The following is a 16,375-nucleotide window of genomic DNA, read 5'->3' on the forward strand; positions in this document are numbered from 1 at the left end:
ATAGCATATCTCTACTTTGTTAAAAACAAATCCGAAAGATATACTATTGGTTCTTATATTTTAGCAATGTATTTTTTTTCGGTAAGTATTACTTTTTGGATTCAGGAAGAAAACATTATATATTCTATTGAAGCAACTTTTTTTTTTCTAATGGTATTCATGTTATATATGATTCCCATACTTAAATTTAAACCTAAATATTTAAATTATATACCACGTAATCAAATAAAATTATTTAGGGTAGTTTCTTATTTTTTCATCTTTTTTGGAATTATTTCTTATGTATATTTTTTGCCCATTGTTTATAAACTGTTTTCTTCGGGTGGTTCGTTAATGGTCTTACGTACTGATATGGTTGGAGGAGCTAATTACGTAGGTGAAGGATTTTTGCCAATTATATTAAATTTCACATGTCAGTTTTACCCTATTATTTTAGTTTTTTATTTCTACTCTATTTCTTATCTAAATAACAAAAAAATTTTTAATAATTTATTGTTATTTTCGTCCACAGCTTACATTCTAAATGTACTTGCGGCAATTGGTAGAGACGGTTTTATTTTGTGGATGATGTCCTATATATTTACGTTTTTATTGTTTTATAGTTTTATGACTCCCGTTATAAAAGTCAAACAGAAAAAAGTTTTCATCTACATTTTTGTAATTGCGCTAACTTTTCTTGTGCCAATTACAGTAGCGCGTTTCTATAGAGGTGATGTACCAGATTCAGGAATAAATTCTCTAAAATCTTATGCTGGTGCTCAATTTGCTAATTTTAACAACTTCTATAACAGGATTGATAAACCAGAAGAAATAGGTTCTGTTAACAACTTACTACCGATATTAAATTTCTTTGATGGTCAGTCAAAAGGTAACCAAGATTTTTTATCAAATTGGGATAATAATGTTTTTAAATATGGAGTTGATCCTAACGTTTTTTCTACCTTTATTGGTTCATTTTTTTTGCAAATAGGAACTATTCGCACAGTAGGCGTTTCATTATTCGCCTTTATTATTGGATCATCACTATCTAGAAGATGTAAACGAGTCGACTTTTCCAAACTTTTGTTAATTACGATATTCTCCCAAATTGTATTACACGGTTTTTTCTATTTTAAATTAGCTTATACAGTAAGTTTTGTTTATCTAATAAGTGTAATTATCCTTGCGGCATTTTTTAAGAATAAATTAAATAGAAAGTAATTGTGCAGTTAAAGCTGAAATTAGTTATAAGTTTACAACTTCATTTTTACGTAAAATAAAATTTTAGTATTACATATTTTAAATAATATAACATGAAAGTATTGTTATGCTCACCATTTGAAGGGCATATTGGGGGCATTGTTAAATGGACAAAAGGGATTGTAGATTATTATAAGGAAAGTTCACAAAATTCCTCTGTAGAATTAGAAGTGTATTCATTAAGCAGAAAAAGAGCAGTATATTCAAACGATAATTTTTTTACGAGATTTTTCTATGGAGTAAAAGAATATATACCTTTGTTAATAAATTTCAAGAAAAAACTATTTTCTACAAATTACGATATTGTTCATATCTCATCGAGTGGATCTTTCGGTTTATTGCGAGACTTATTTTTGTTGCACTTGTCCAAAAAAAGTAAAATTAAAACTGTAATTCACTTTCACTTTGGTAGGATACCCGTTATTTTCGGTAATAATAATTGGGAAAAATATCTACTTGAAAAGGTGTTGAAATTGGCTAATAAGGTTATTGTTATGGATAATAATTCATTTGAAGCTTTACATAATTACGGATTTGCAAATGTAATTTATTTACCCAATCCACTCAATTCAAATGCAGAGGAAATAATAGCAATTAACTACAATAAAACACAAAGAAAGGCTCGAACCATTGTTTTTGTAGGTCACATGGTTGCTACTAAAGGTGTTTTCGAATTAATAGAAGCTTGTAAACAAATTGATGATGTACAAGTTGACTTCATTGGTTATGTTTCTCGAGATACTAGAGAAAAACTAAAGAAAGCAATCGGAAATGATTTTAGTAGGATTAAAATTCATGGCGAAAAAGAATACAGTGACACTATAAAACATATGCTTGCTACCGAAATTTTTGTATTGCCATCTTATTCCGAAGGCTTCCCAAACGTAATACTAGAAAGTATGGCCTGTGGTTGTGCTATAATTGCTACAAATGTTGGAGCAATTCCAGAAATTTTAAATGTCAAAAATGAAGGTTTAAGCTGCGGAATTTGCGTAGAAACCCATAATGCATTGCAATTAAAAAATGCAATCGAAAATATGCTTAATGACAATCAATTCGCTCTAAACTGCAAAACAAATGCACTTAAAAGAGTTTCAGAAAGTTATAGTATTTCCTTTGTATGGCCAGAAATTGTAAAAATTTGGCACTCAGTTTAAAATATATTGATTATGAAAATACAAAATAAAACACTTTTAATTACTGGAGGCACCGGCTCTTTCGGTACAGCTGTACTTCACCGTTTTCTGCACACGGATCATTTCAAAGAAATACGTATTTTTTCTCGCGATGAGAAAAAACAAGACGACATGCGAAATTTGTATAAAAATGATAAGATAAAATATTATATTGGTGATGTTCGCGATTATACTTCTGTAGAACCCGCTACTCGTGGAGTAGATTATGTTTTTCATGCAGCTGCTTTAAAACAAGTGCCTTCGTGTGAATTTTTCCCTATGCAAGCGGTGAAGACCAATGTGGAAGGTACTCAAAATGTAATCCGTGCTGCGGCAAGTAATGGTGTGCAAAAAGTGATTTGTTTGTCCACAGACAAAGCAGCTTATCCAATCAATGCGATGGGAATCTCCAAAGCGATGATGGAAAAAGTCGCAGTCGCTGAAGCTCGTAATTTGAAAGACACGGTAGTTTGCTTGACCCGTTACGGAAATGTAATGGCTTCTCGTGGGTCGGTGATTCCGTTGTTTTTGAATCAAATTCAAAAAGGCGAACCCATTACGATTACAGATCCAAACATGTCTCGTTTTTTTATGTCACTTGATGATGCCGTAGATTTAGTACTTTTCGCTTTTGAAAATGCAAATCCTGGTGATTTATTCGTCAATAAAGCCCCCTCTGGAACAATTGGAGATTTAGCACTAGCTTTAATTGAATTAACAGGAAAAACTGTTCCAATAAAAATCATCGGTACACGCCACGGTGAAAAAGTATATGAAACGCTTTGTACTAGAGAAGAAATGTCCAAAGCAGAAGATATGGGCAATTTTTATCGAGTGCCAGCGGACAACAGAGATTTAAATTATGCCGCCTATTTTTCGCAAGGAGAAGAAGAGGTAGCAATGATTGAAGATTATCATTCACACAATGCCACTCAAGAAGGTATTGAAGGATTGAAGAAATTAATATCCACTCTTCCTCTAATTCGAAAAGAAATTTTCGGTGAAGATGTAGAACAAATGCCAGGATAGAGGCAGTATTCAGGCAAAAGTTGTAAGTATTCAGTTTAGATGTTGATTAAAAAAATATTTTAAATCTTTTTAAGTCTGCCTACAATAACTGAATAACTTAGCGTAATTCAAAATAAAGTCAAAAATAAATATGGTCATAAATGGAAGAGAGTCCAAATATAATAAAGGGAAATAGTGATTCAGATGATAGAGGAACTATCTCATTCAATAATGAATTTAACGCAATAGAAGTAAAGCGCATTTACTTTATTGAAAATGCAGTATTAAATTTTGTAAGAGGATGGCAGGGACATCAAATTGAGCAGAGATGGTTTTCTGCGGTTCAGGGAAGTTTTAAAATTTGTACAAGAGCTATTGATAATTGGAAAAATCCTTCAAAGGAGTTATCATTTGAGTCATTTACGTTAAGTGCAGCTACTTTTGACGTACTTCATGTTCCAAAAGGATATGTTACAAGTATTCAATCCTTGGAAGAAAATTCAAGATTAATGGCTATGTCTAACCATAGTTTAGGAGCAGTTAGTGATGAATATCGATTTGATATCAACTACTTTAATAATTAAGAAAAAAAGATGTTAAAAATAGGAATTACGGGTCAGGCTGGATTTGTTGGTACACATTTGTATAATACAATTGCATTGTTTCCAGCAGAGTTCGAGCGAATTGATTTTCAGAAGGAATATTTCGAGAATGAAAATAAATTAAATGATTTTGTGTCACATTGTGATGTCATTGTCCATTTAGCGGCTATGAATCGACACAATGATCCGAAAGTTATTTATGATACCAATTTAGGTTTGGTTCAGAAATTAGTTAAATCCCTTACTGCAACTAATAGTAAAGCTCATGTACTGTTTTCTTCTTCGACTCAAGAAGAAAGAGACAATCTTTACGGTAAATCTAAAAAGGAAGGTAGAGCACTAATGATTGATTGGGCTGCTAATTCAGAAGGAAAATTTTCTGGAATGATAATACCTAATGTCTTTGGTCCTTTTGGTCATCCTAATTATAATTCTGTGGTAGCAACTTTCAGTCATAAATTAGCACACAATGAAACTCCTGTAATAGATGCAGATGGTGATTTAAAGTTGATTTATGTTGGAGAATTAGTCAATGCTATAATTTCTGAAATTAGAAGTGAGGAAGGAAAACCTGAGGCGATCGTAAAACATACATCGGAATCTAAGGTTTCTCAACTATTAGCTCTTTTAGAAAACTATAAAAATCAATATCAAGATAATGGTATTATTCCAACAATAGCCAACATATTCGAATTGAATTTGTTCAATACATTTCGTTGCTACATGGATATCGCCAATCATTTTCCAGTAAAATTTACCCAACATACTGATTCAAGAGGAAGTTTTGTTGAAGTGATTCGTCTTGGAGTAGGAGGACAAGTTTCTTTCTCTACGACAGTTCCGGGAATAACTAGAGGAAATCATTACCACACCAGAAAAATTGAACGCTTTGCAGTAATAAAAGGAAAAGCTTTAATTCAGTTGCGAAGAATTGGAACGGATGAAGTTTTAGATTTTTATTTGGATGGTGAAGAACCTGCTTACGTTGATATGCCTATTTGGTACACGCACAATATCAAAAATATAGGTGATGAAGTTTTATATACCAATTTTTGGATAAATGAGTTTTATGATCCAATCGATCATGATACTTACTTTGAAAATGTTTGATTGAACGCGGACTTAGCGGATGCTTGCGGATTTATTTAATTTTAAACTATAAACGATGTTGCTGCATAAAGAATTTACAGATGTGATTATTAAAGTTTTTTATAATGTTTAATACATTAGGATATGGTTTTTTGGAGAAGGTTTATGAAAATGCAATTTTAATAGAGTTACAAAAGCTAGGTTTGAATGCTAAAGACAAGTTGCGATTAAGGTTTTTTATGAAGAAGGATTAATGGGTGAATATTTTATAGATCTAGTGGTGGAAGAAAATATAATACTCTAACTTAAGGCTGCTGAAAATTTACATGAAGAACACGAATGCCAACTTATAAATTATCTAAAAGCTACAGAAATAGAAGTCGGGCTGTTATTGAATTTCGGAAAGAAGTCCCAGTTTAAAAGAAAAATATACACTGAATAAAAAATTTCCGTGGAAATCTGTTAAATCAGTTTGATCCGCGTTCCAATGAAAATATAAAATGAAAGAAAGATTAAAAGTAATGACGGTTGTAGGAACCCGTCCAGAAATTATAAGATTATCAAGAGTTATGGCAGCATTAGATGCTTCAGAAGCTATCGAGCACGTTATTGTTCATACTGGACAGAATTATGACTACGAATTGAACCAAATCTTCTTTGATGATTTAGGTATACGTAAACCTGATTTTTTCTTGAATGCAGCAGGAGCTACAGCTACTGAAACTGTTGGGCAAATTTTAATAAAAATAGATCCTTTATTAGAAAGCGAAAAACCAGATGCGTTTTTAGTTTTAGGCGATACTAATAGTTGTCTTTGTGCCATTCCAGCAAAGAAAAGACATATTCCAATTTTCCATATGGAGGCAGGAAATCGTTGTTTTGATCAACGTGTTCCTGAAGAAACGAATCGCAAGATAGTGGATCATGTTTCAGATATTAATCTAACCTATAGCGATATAGCTAGAGAATATTTATTGAGAGAAGGTTTGCCAGCAGATAGAATTATCAAAACAGGTTCACCTATGTATGAAGTATTACATCATTATTTGCCATCCATTCAAGCTTCTAATGTTCTGGAAAGATTAGGTCTAGAAGAAGGCAAATTTTTTGTTGTTTCTTCACACAGAGAAGAAAACATAAATAGCGAGCAAAATTTCCAAGGTCTAATGGACAGTTTGAACTTGATTGCTGTAAAATACGATTTTCCAATCATTGTAAGCACGCATCCAAGAACGCAAAATATGATAGATAAGAAAAATATCGAAATGCACAAAAACGTTCAGTTCTTAAAGCCTTTAGGTTTTAACGACTATAATGCGTTGCAAATGAAAGCTTTTGCCGTTTTATCTGATTCTGGTACTATAGCGGAGGAATCTTCCATATTAAATTTTAGAGCGTTAAATATTAGAGATGCTCATGAAAGACCTGAAGCAATGGAAGAAACTTCGGTTATGATGGTAGGATTAAATCCAGAAAGAATTATGCAAGGATTAGTACAATTACAATATCAGAAAATAGGTAGTGAAAGAAATTTTAGACCTGTCGCTGATTATTCTATGCCAAATGTTTCTGAAAAAATGGTTCGTATCATATTGAGTTACACGGATTATGTTAAAAGAACAGTTTGGAGAGAATTATAAAATGAAAGTACTTTTTTTAACTATGGTGAAAATTAGTTCCTTTAAAGATAGAGGAATTTACACGGATCTTCTTCGTAAATTTTATGAAGAAGGTCATGAAGTCTTTGCTGTTTGTCCAATTGAACGAAGAGAAAAAAAGAAAAGTTCTATTAGAAAAGAAAAAGAAGGAACAATTTTAAATGTAAAAACATTTAATCTTCAAAAAACTAATATTGTTGAAAAGGGTTTGGGGACATTAGCAATAGAATATCAGTTTCTTAGCGCCATAAAAAAACATTTTTTTAAAGAAAAGTTTGATTTAGTTATCTATTCAACTCCACCAATTACGTTTTCTAAAGTTATTAATTTTATAAAAAAAAGAGACGACGCCTATTCTTATCTATTGCTGAAGGATATTTTTCCTCAAAACGCTGTAGATATGAAAATGTTGAAAGAAAATGGAATACTTCATAAAATGTTTCTAGATAAAGAGCAAACATTATATGCAATTTCGGACACTATTGGCTGTATGTCTGATGCAAATAAAAATTATATATTAAAACATAATCCATCAATTAATAGTAGTAAAGTTGAAATAAATCCGAATTCGGTTCAGTCAAGAGATTTTAATCAAAATGAAGTAGAAAAGAAAACTATAAGGTTGAAATACAATCTTCCAAATGATAAAAAAATCTTTGTTTATGGAGGGAATTTAGGAAAACCACAAGGTTTAGATTTTTTATTAGAAACTATTTTATCAGCTACAGACAAAAATGTATTTTTTTTGATTGTTGGTTCTGGGACCGAATACGATCGAATTGGAAAATGGTTTGCAGAAATTAAGCCTAAAAATGCATTATTATTAGCAGGTTTGCCGAAAGAAGATTATGATTTATTATTAAATGCCTGCGATGTTGGAATGATATTTTTGCATAAAGATTTTACGATACCGAATTTTCCATCACGATTACTTTCTTATTTAGAAATGAAAATGCCAATCATTGCCGCGACAGATATGAATACAGATATTGGTGATGTGATTGAAGAATATAAGTGTGGGTATAAAGTAATTTCTGGAGATACTGAAAAAATGCAAAGTGCCATTAAAAAGATACTTTCTAATGAAACAAATTACAATCAGATGAAAGAGAGCGCATGGAATTTACTTCAAGCACAATATCGTGTAGAGCGTTCGTACAATTTAATAAAAGATAAAATAAATGTATAAATCATTCTTTAAAAGAACGATAGATTTTGTTGTAGCATTTATTGTATTACTGGCAATTTTGCCTATATTTTTACTTTTAATACTATTTTTAGGTATTGCAAATGATGGAAAGCCATTTTTCGTGCAAAGAAGACCTGGTGAAAACGGAGCTGTTTTTAGCATTATAAAGTTTAAAACAATGAATGATAAGAAAGATGCTCGCGGAAATTTACTTTCAGATTGCGAGCGATTAACAAAAGTAGGATCTTTTGTTCGTAAAACATCTTTAGATGAAATTCCGCAATTGTTAAATGTTGTAAAAGGAGATATGAGCATTATCGGGCCTAGACCACTTTTGCCTCAATATTTAGAGTTGTATTCTGATTTTCAGAATAGAAGACATGAAGTAAAACCCGGAATTACCGGTTGGGCTCAGGTCAATGGTAGAAATACCATAAGTTGGGACACTAAATTTGAATTGGATGTATGGTATGTGGATCATATATCCTTTTTATTAGATTTTAAAATAATTATTCTTACGATAAAAAAAGTTTTTTTTAGAGAGGGTATATCTCAAGAGGGGCAAATGACTATGGAGGCTTTTAAAGGAACTAAAAAATAAAATAATGAAAAATATTGCAATTATTGGTGCAGGTGGTTTTGGTAGAGAAGTGAAAACGATGTTGGATTCTATAAATAAAGTTACTCCAACTTTTGTGTTTCTCGGTTTTTATGACGATGGATTTAAAAAAGGAGAGATTGTGAATGGGCATCCTGTTTTAGGAGGAATTGAAGATATTAATGGAATCAATGAGAATTGTTCGATTGTTATCGCAATAGGAGATCCAAAAATAAAATTTGGTATTTTTAATAAAATTAAAAATACCAAATTAGATTTCCCCAACATTATCCATCCAAATGTTTTGATCTCAGATGATTTTGTAGAAATTGGCTTAGGAAATATAATCTGTGCTGGATGTATTATCAGTTGTAATATTTTTATTAAAGATTTTGTAATATTGAACTGGATGTGTACTGTTGGGCATGATACGACAATATCTTCATTTTCATCTTTTATGCCTTCAGTAAATATTTCTGGTGAAGTTTTGATAGAAGAAAGAGTTTATGTTGGAACTGGTGCGAAAATAATTAATCAACTTCAAATAGGGCAGAATACAATTGTTGGTGCAGGGGCAGTTGTTTCTAAATCTTTGCCTGAAAATTGTACAGCCGTAGGAATTCCTGCAAAACCGATTAAGTTTCAGAAAGCCTAGTGATTTTATATATAAATAAAATTGATTTCTAAACGTATTTTCGATTTTTTATTTTCTTTTTTAGGTATTCTAGTGTTAAATTTTCTATTAATTGGATTATTTATTTTGGCTAGTTATGATACATGTTCCAATGGGTTTTTTATGCAAGATAGAATTGGAAAGTTTGGGAAAACTTTCAAGATTATTAAATTTAAAACAATACATCCGGTTACAAGAAAAACAACTTTCATCGGAATGTTTTTACGAAAATTAAAACTAGATGAATTGCCTCAACTTATTAATATTCTAAAAGGAGACATGAGTTTTGTAGGACCAAGGCCGGATATTCCTGGATATTACGATATTTTGGAGGGTGACGCTACGAAGATATTAGAACTGAAACCAGGCTTAACTAGTGAAGCATCTATAAAATACTTTAACGAAGAACAAATTTTAGCAAATAAAAAAAATCCATTTGAATATAATAATTCTGTACTATTCCCTGATAAATTAAAAATGAATGTGGAATATTATTATAACCGTAGTTTTTTAGGAGATATAAAAATAATTTTTAAAACAATATATAGATATATAAAATGACCAATTCTAAAATATGGCTTTCTTCACCACACATGGGTGGAAACGAGCAGAAATTTGTTAACGAAGCTTTTGATACGAACTGGGTAGCACCTTTAGGTCCCAATGTGAACGGGCTCGAAAAGGATCTTGAAAAGTATTTAGGAAATGAAGTTCATGTAGGCGCTTTAAGTTCTGGGACGGCAGCCATACATTTGGGACTTATTTTATTAGATGTAAAGGCGGGCGATGAAGTAATTTGTCAAAGTATGACTTTTTCGGCTTCTGCTAATCCAATTTTATATTTGGGAGCAACTCCTGTTTTTATAGATAGTGAAGAAGAGACTTGGAATATTTGCCCTAAAGCATTAGAAGAAGCAATTGTAGATTGTATCGCTAAAGGTAAGAAACCAAAGGCTATTATAGCAGTTCATTTATATGGAGTACCTTATCAAATTGATGCTATAAAAGCGATCTCTCATAAATACGACATTCCTGTTCTAGAAGATAGCGCCGAGGCCCTAGGAAGTTCTTACAAAGGGCATAAGTGCGGAACATTTGGTGATATAGGTGTGTTATCTTTTAATGGGAATAAAATCATCACCACTTCGGGAGGTGGAGCGATAGTGGCAAAGTCAAAAGAATTGAAAGATAAGGCGGTATTTTTTGCTACTCAATCTAGAGATGAGGCTCCGCATTACCAACATTCAGAAATAGGTTATAATTATAGAATGAGTAACATTTGTGCAGGAATTGGTCGTGGCCAAATGGAGGTGCTAGATGCTCATGTGCAATTGAGAAGAGATATGCATGATTTCTATGTGGATTTATTTGCTACTATTGATGTCGTGACCGTCTTTACTGTTCCTAATGACGATTATTTTGCAAATTATTGGTTAACAGCAATTGTAATCGAACCCAATGCTGCTGTAGGAATCGATCGTGAAACGCTGAGGTTGTGTTTTGAGCAAGCCAATATTGAGTCTCGCCCTTTGTGGAAACCGATGCACTTACAGCCTATTTTCGACAAATATCCTTATTATGGGACTAAAATAGCCGAAACTTTATTTGAATATGGATTGTGTGTTCCTTCTGGATCTAATTTGACAAAAGCTGAAAGAGAAAGAATAAAAGAAGTTGTAAATAAGTTTTTTAAATAATTTTAAATACATTAAGACAAAGTGTTTTTATCAGATTTATTTTTTCAAGAAATATCAACCTGTATTTAAAAATTAAAAATGGAAACTCTAAATATGCTTTAAATTTCCTTTAGAGTTTACATCTTTTTTTATTCGTGTTTATGTTTATAATAGCTTCAATTGCGTATGCTTTTTCTATATTTATTGATGTTTCAGTATATCATTTAAAATACTATATTCAAGATAATAAAAACACGAGACACCTTTTAGCATTAATAAATATTTTTCAATATTTTTCCCGCGGCTTTATTTTAATCTTCATTCCAGTAATGGCTTACACAACAGAGTCAATAAAGGATAAGAAAGAAGTATGGACCATTACGATAATGGCACACTTTTTAGTAGTTTTGTTTTTATTACCGTTATATTCTTTTAAATTCACCTCTTCTTTTTCTACAAAAATTATTAAAACTTTGAATCGTTTTTTTGGAAAATCAAAAGTTCTTCAACTAGTAGAAGTAAAAGAGCGGGCCAAAGATGGATTTACTTTTTTTTCTACTAATTGGATTCTTTTCATCACTAATTATATAGCAGGTTTTTTATTTTCTATTAGTATTACCTTTCTATATTATGTAAGCTTTTATTTTAATCAAAAAGCTTTAATTTTGAGTTCATTGACTCAGTTTATTAATATGTTTGGTTCGATGTTAATTATACTTTTTATAGATCCTAGAATAATGGGTGCAATAGATGATGGGGGTGGTCATAAAGAAATTCATATTTTAACTAGTAGTCGAATTTTGGTGCATATTACTCTAGTTTTAATTCTTATTTTTATTAGATGATACTTATAATTTGCCCATTACTTTTAACTTTTTTGTCCTATTACTTTGTTTGTTTAGAATCAGCGGATAGAATTAAAAAAAATATTTTTTTAGTTTCTTTTCTAATTAATTCCTTCATACTTAGAATAGTAATCAGTTTTAATTTGAATAAAGATTATTTTTTTTACTACAATTTTGATATTTTCCGTAAACCAAATGGTTTTCTTTCTTTTTTACTTAATGAACCTTATCTCTATTCTTTATATGCTTTATTTAAAACCTTTATAAATAGCAAGGAGGATGTTTTTAGTGCGATGTATTGGTCTAATTTTTTAATTACCACACTTTTTTTTATATGGTTACTTTATAGGGAAGATGTAGAAATTTGGAAAAAAGTCTTACTATTTGTTTTACATTATTTTATATTTGGTTATGTTTTTCTTAGGAATGGACCTGCTTATATATTATTTGCACTTTTTTTTTACTACAAATACAGACAGGAGAAGTTCAATTGGATTTTGCTATCACCGTTCATGCATATTAGTTCTTTTTTAATGTTGGTTACCTACTTTCATAAATCGAAATCGTATTTTAAGTTCTTATTATTAGGTCCTCTTTTATTGTTTTTAATATATTTTGTGCTTAAACCTTTTATGTCAACTTTCCCCGAATTTGAATCTATTTTATCTAAAATTACAATTTATTCAAAAGGAATTCCAGTTGTTGGGTTTATACATGTCTTATTTTTTCTTTTCATTTTTATTTTAGTTATCGCGGGTTGTCTATTGTATAAACGTCAAATGTTACATCCTATAATTGTTACCACCATAATTTTTTATGGAAGTACTTTTTTTATAAATCCTATTGTTTCTTATCGATTTTCACCCTATGTAGTTTTTGCTTTATTATTATATCCTTTTGATGAAATTATCAATGAAAGAACAATTTTATTTTTAAATCGGTTTAGTGTTTTACTTTTCCCAATATTTTTTTTCACATTATATAATACACATCAGACAAAACTATTTATAGATTTTCTAGTGAAATGAATTTAGATTTTAATACTTAATAAGCGGGGATTAATCCGATTATGACTTTATACATGTAATTAATATTTTTGTAAACTTCAATAAAATATTTATTAAACATATCCAATACTCATTTAAAGTGAGATACGTTTTTTTTTCAGACTATCGTTCAAAAATTAGATTATCAGAGAATTATTGTAGTTGAAAATTTATTTGCGAAATGTCTGCGCTTAACTTCTGGTTTTAGCACTACCGACGCTGAAAGAAAGAGAATAAAGTTTCTTAATATCACTTTTTTGTCTTAAAGAAGTAATTTTTACTTAAAAACATTTTACAGTTGATATAGTTATGTTTTTACTCTCTACTAAACAATACTATTTTACTGTTTCGTTAATTTAGTATGGAATACATGGAAACGATAATTTGTTTAAGTGTGTATAAAGCTAAAAGATAGTTCGAGTTTAGTTTAAATATTTGGAAATTTTATTTATCTGGATATACATATGAAATTTGATAATCTGAGTTTTCGAAATTTCAATAATTTTTTAATACTTTGCTTTATAAAATCAGCAATATTTTGGAAGTAACCATGTGAAGGAATTGTTTGGTTTTTATTTATTACATTATCAGCTGTAATTTTATTTTATAGTGTATTCATAATCTTTGAAATGATAGGTAGATAATTAATATTTTCTGTAGTTTTTTTAATAGTTTCATTAAAACCCCACAAATTAGGCATATTCTTTGTACTTGATTAATAAAAAATTGTAAAATAAAAAAAATGATATTCTTATCACTAATAAACGAACAATAGTTATTTCTGATTTTTTATCCATAGAAAGTTTTTGAATAAATTTAAATAATTTAGGTTAGTTGCCGCAGTGTATAATAGTATTAGCTTACTTGATTGATCATTTAATCTGTTTTTTATTTACTTTTTTTACTTTCAAAGTTGCATTTTTAAGATATATTACTACTTTTCATTATTTTATTTATATAGCCTCCCTATTTTGAAAAAATTTATTTTTACTAGGGCTTTTTAGAAATTATTTAGGCATTACTAAACTTTACTTTAATATTGATACGGTTTAACTTCTATTTTATATAGAGCAATTTTGTCGGTGCCCTATTATTTATTTTTTTTGCAGGAGTTTTGTTGAATGAAAAAATATTATTAAAGATTATGCTTTTTATTATTTTTGTACTTTCTTTTTGCTCTCTTTTTTAAATTGAGTTGTGGTAAAACAGACTTTTGATTTGTACTTTTCGGAGGAAAGGAATTTAAAACTGATACAAACAGTTATTTACGGTGCTGACGGTAAAGCAATAACATTAGCTAATGCTTTAAAGCTTGAAAACCCAATACCTTTGATAATTTTCGGTTTTGTTGATAAAAATAATGAGAATGAGTCGCAGCAAATATTAGATTTACCGATTTTAGTACAAGAGAAAAAGCTACCAACTTTAATCCGTAATGTTGGAGCGCAGAGTGTAATTATAGGAGGTAAAGTAATGCAAAAATAATAACACTTCGTTATTGTTGATCAGTGTTTAGTATTTAATTTGAAAGTTTTTACAATAACTTTAATTTCAGAGTGGGAAAAGCAAAGGAATATTATTCAAATGGTGAATAAGATATAAATTGAAAATCTTTAAGATTGAAACCCAATTGTCCTAGAATATAAATTAATATTTAATCAATTAAGCGATAAAGTTATTTTAATAACTGTAGCAGTGGAATCGATAGTAAGTGAAATTGTCCGTCAAGTTTTAGTTTTTAATTCAAAAAAAATAAAAAATTGGATCAAGTGGAAACTTCGCGGCAAGGTATAACGTTAGAGACTGTAAATAGCATCACCATTGCAAAAATACAAACTGTTGTTACTGATATCAGGATTAGGTAAGTAATTCAAATGATTTTCAGGAATAAAACTTTACTCAAGTTGTCCTTCATGCCGCTGCTTACAAGCCCGTCCTGTTGATTCAGCAAAATCCTTGTCGAGCTATTTTTACAAAATTGAGGCAACTAAAATCCTATCATACCTATCACGCCTTTACAATGTTAAAAAATTTGTTATGATGTCTACTGAACAAGCAGTTAATCCTACTAACGTCATTAGTTTTAGTAAAAGGATAGCCGAAAAATATGTGCATTCACTGCAACTTCGAGACTTAAAGAAAAAGGTACTAATGCAACAAAATTTTTCACGACTCGTTTTGGAAATGTATTGGGCTCCAATGGTTCTATTGTCTCTTTATTTACTAAGCACATTGCAGAAGGCGGACTACTAACGATTACTCATAATGATATTATTACGTACTTTGTGACAATTCCAAAAGCTTATAAATTGGTTTTGCAGGCAGGTGCAATAGGGAAGTGAGGTCAGATTTATATTTTTGATATGGGTAAACCAGTTAAAATTATCGATTTAGCACGCAAGGCGATTAAATTAGATTGATATATTCTTATAAAATGATATCGAAATTAAAATTGTGGTATTACCACCTTGAGAAAAAATATATGAGGAGTTACTGAAAGATACATCAAAAAACCATTAATACGCACCTTGCGAAAATTATTATTGTAGAAGAGGTTCAAGAAGAATTTGAGGTAATTCATATCGAGATTAATAAATTAATTGCTATTGCGCATTTTTTTTAATGATAGTAATGTGACTCAAGTGAAGAATATTTTGTAAGAAATTTTTAATATTAACTCTACAAATTAAATATTAGATAAATAAAGTTAATAATGTAAATTCATTTATATTTAAACCTGTTTTTTTTAAAAAAAAACATACTTTTGCAACTTTAAAAAAAAACTAAATAAAATCTTTTGATGAAAAAAATAGCACTCTTTTTTATACCATTACTTATCATATCTTGCGCCTCAAGGAAAGATATAATTTACTACCAGAATATTGATGGTTTAAGCGCAAATTCAATTGTAAACTCTTATGAAATAAAGATTCAACCAGACGATTTGTTATCAATAATTGTATCTGCTGAAGATCCAGAAATTGCAGCCCCTTTTAACTTACAATCTGTAAGTTTACAGAGCGTGAAAAATTTAGATTTGGTCAATGCGCAGTCAACAATGCAGTTGTATCTAGTAGATGCACAAGGGAATATTAATTTTCCGGTTTTAGGCAAACTGAAAGTAAGTGGTTTAACTAGAACTGAGATCTTAAGTATGTTTCACACTAAAATTGGAAATTACATAAAAAACCCAATTATAAACATCAGAATTGCAAATTTTAAGATTTCTGTGCAAGGTGAAGTTGCTTTACCCGGGATTTATGATGTACCTTCAGAAAGAATGACATTGATCGAGGCTATATCCAAGGCAAATGATTTAACAATTTATGGGAAAAGAGATAATATATTAGTAATTAGAGAAATAGATGGAATTAAATCCTTTAATAGAGTTGATATTACAAAAGCCGATTTTATTAATTCCCCTTTTTACTATCTAGCTCAAAATGACGTGGTTTATGTTGAACCCAATAAGAGTAAAATAAACGGTGCTGCAGTAGGCCCTAACACGGGTGTAATTATTTCTATTACATCTATATTGATTACTTTGATTACACTAATAGTTACCACTGGAAAATAA

General features: G+C 30.1%; 15 protein-coding genes and 1 pseudogene. All 16 read left to right on the forward strand.

What is annotated here, in order from left to right; all coding sequences use genetic code 11:
* The first annotated feature begins 66 nt into the window (after positions 1-66).
* Positions 67-1,200: an O-antigen polymerase gene (locus tag RCH19_RS01780; RefSeq protein WP_343021775.1), complete on the forward strand. Its 1,134-nt coding sequence runs from the start codon at positions 67-69 to the stop codon at positions 1,198-1,200.
* Between the two features lie 92 nt (positions 1,201-1,292).
* Positions 1,293-2,396 carry a glycosyltransferase family 4 protein gene (locus RCH19_RS01785; RefSeq protein ID WP_343021776.1) on the forward strand — a complete coding sequence of 368 codons (1,104 nt, stop codon included), beginning with the start codon at positions 1,293-1,295 and terminating at the stop codon, positions 2,394-2,396.
* A 12-nt stretch (positions 2,397-2,408) separates the two neighbouring features.
* Positions 2,409-3,443: a polysaccharide biosynthesis protein gene (locus RCH19_RS01790; RefSeq protein ID WP_343021777.1), complete on the forward strand. Its 1,035-nt coding sequence runs from the start codon at positions 2,409-2,411 to the stop codon at positions 3,441-3,443.
* Positions 3,444-3,583: 140 nt separating this feature from the next.
* Positions 3,584-4,006 (forward strand): WxcM-like domain-containing protein, encoded by a 423-nt coding sequence (locus RCH19_RS01795; protein WP_343021778.1) that lies wholly within the window; start codon positions 3,584-3,586, stop codon positions 4,004-4,006.
* 9 nt (positions 4,007-4,015) lie between these two features.
* Positions 4,016-5,134: an NAD-dependent epimerase/dehydratase family protein gene (locus RCH19_RS01800; RefSeq protein ID WP_343021779.1), complete on the forward strand. Its 1,119-nt coding sequence runs from the start codon at positions 4,016-4,018 to the stop codon at positions 5,132-5,134.
* A 104-nt stretch (positions 5,135-5,238) separates the two neighbouring features.
* Positions 5,239-5,555: pseudogene (locus RCH19_RS01805) on the forward strand (GxxExxY protein).
* 58 nt (positions 5,556-5,613) lie between these two features.
* Complete coding sequence (gene wecB / locus RCH19_RS01810) at positions 5,614-6,753, forward strand: UDP-N-acetylglucosamine 2-epimerase (non-hydrolyzing) (protein WP_343021780.1); 1,140 nt, start codon at positions 5,614-5,616, stop codon at positions 6,751-6,753.
* Position 6,754: 1 nt separating this feature from the next.
* The gene (locus tag RCH19_RS01815) at positions 6,755-7,960 is read left to right on the forward strand and encodes a glycosyltransferase family 4 protein (protein ID WP_343021781.1); all 1,206 of its coding nucleotides are present in this window, start codon (positions 6,755-6,757) and stop codon (positions 7,958-7,960) included.
* Positions 7,953-8,561: a sugar transferase gene (locus RCH19_RS01820; protein WP_343021782.1), complete on the forward strand. Its 609-nt coding sequence runs from the start codon at positions 7,953-7,955 to the stop codon at positions 8,559-8,561. The genes RCH19_RS01815 and RCH19_RS01820 overlap by 8 nt, the downstream gene beginning before the upstream one ends.
* 4 nt (positions 8,562-8,565) lie before the next feature.
* Positions 8,566-9,213: an acetyltransferase gene (locus RCH19_RS01825; RefSeq protein WP_343021783.1), complete on the forward strand. Its 648-nt coding sequence runs from the start codon at positions 8,566-8,568 to the stop codon at positions 9,211-9,213.
* Positions 9,214-9,234: 21 nt separating this feature from the next.
* Positions 9,235-9,792: a sugar transferase gene (locus tag RCH19_RS01830; protein WP_343021784.1), complete on the forward strand. Its 558-nt coding sequence runs from the start codon at positions 9,235-9,237 to the stop codon at positions 9,790-9,792.
* On the forward strand, positions 9,789-10,928 hold the full coding sequence (locus tag RCH19_RS01835) for an aminotransferase class I/II-fold pyridoxal phosphate-dependent enzyme (RefSeq protein ID WP_343021785.1): 1,140 nt from the start codon (positions 9,789-9,791) through the stop codon (positions 10,926-10,928). The genes RCH19_RS01830 and RCH19_RS01835 overlap by 4 nt, the downstream gene beginning before the upstream one ends.
* A gap of 140 nt (positions 10,929-11,068) precedes the next feature.
* Positions 11,069-11,752, forward strand: a complete 684-nt coding sequence (locus RCH19_RS01840) for an alkanesulfonate monooxygenase (protein WP_343021786.1) — start codon at positions 11,069-11,071, stop codon at positions 11,750-11,752.
* 2,243 nt (positions 11,753-13,995) lie between these two features.
* Complete coding sequence (locus tag RCH19_RS01845) at positions 13,996-14,283, forward strand: hypothetical protein (protein ID WP_343021787.1); 288 nt, start codon at positions 13,996-13,998, stop codon at positions 14,281-14,283.
* 620 nt (positions 14,284-14,903) lie between these two features.
* Positions 14,904-15,140, forward strand: coding sequence for a polysaccharide biosynthesis protein (locus tag RCH19_RS01850; RefSeq protein ID WP_343021818.1), 237 nt, complete (start codon positions 14,904-14,906; stop codon positions 15,138-15,140).
* Positions 15,141-15,598: 458 nt separating this feature from the next.
* Positions 15,599-16,375 carry a polysaccharide biosynthesis/export family protein gene (locus tag RCH19_RS01855; RefSeq protein ID WP_343021788.1) on the forward strand — a complete coding sequence of 259 codons (777 nt, stop codon included), beginning with the start codon at positions 15,599-15,601 and terminating at the stop codon, positions 16,373-16,375.

This window comes from Flavobacterium sp. PL12, from assembly GCF_039123485.1.
GTDB classification, from domain to species: domain Bacteria; phylum Bacteroidota; class Bacteroidia; order Flavobacteriales; family Flavobacteriaceae; genus Flavobacterium; species Flavobacterium weaverense.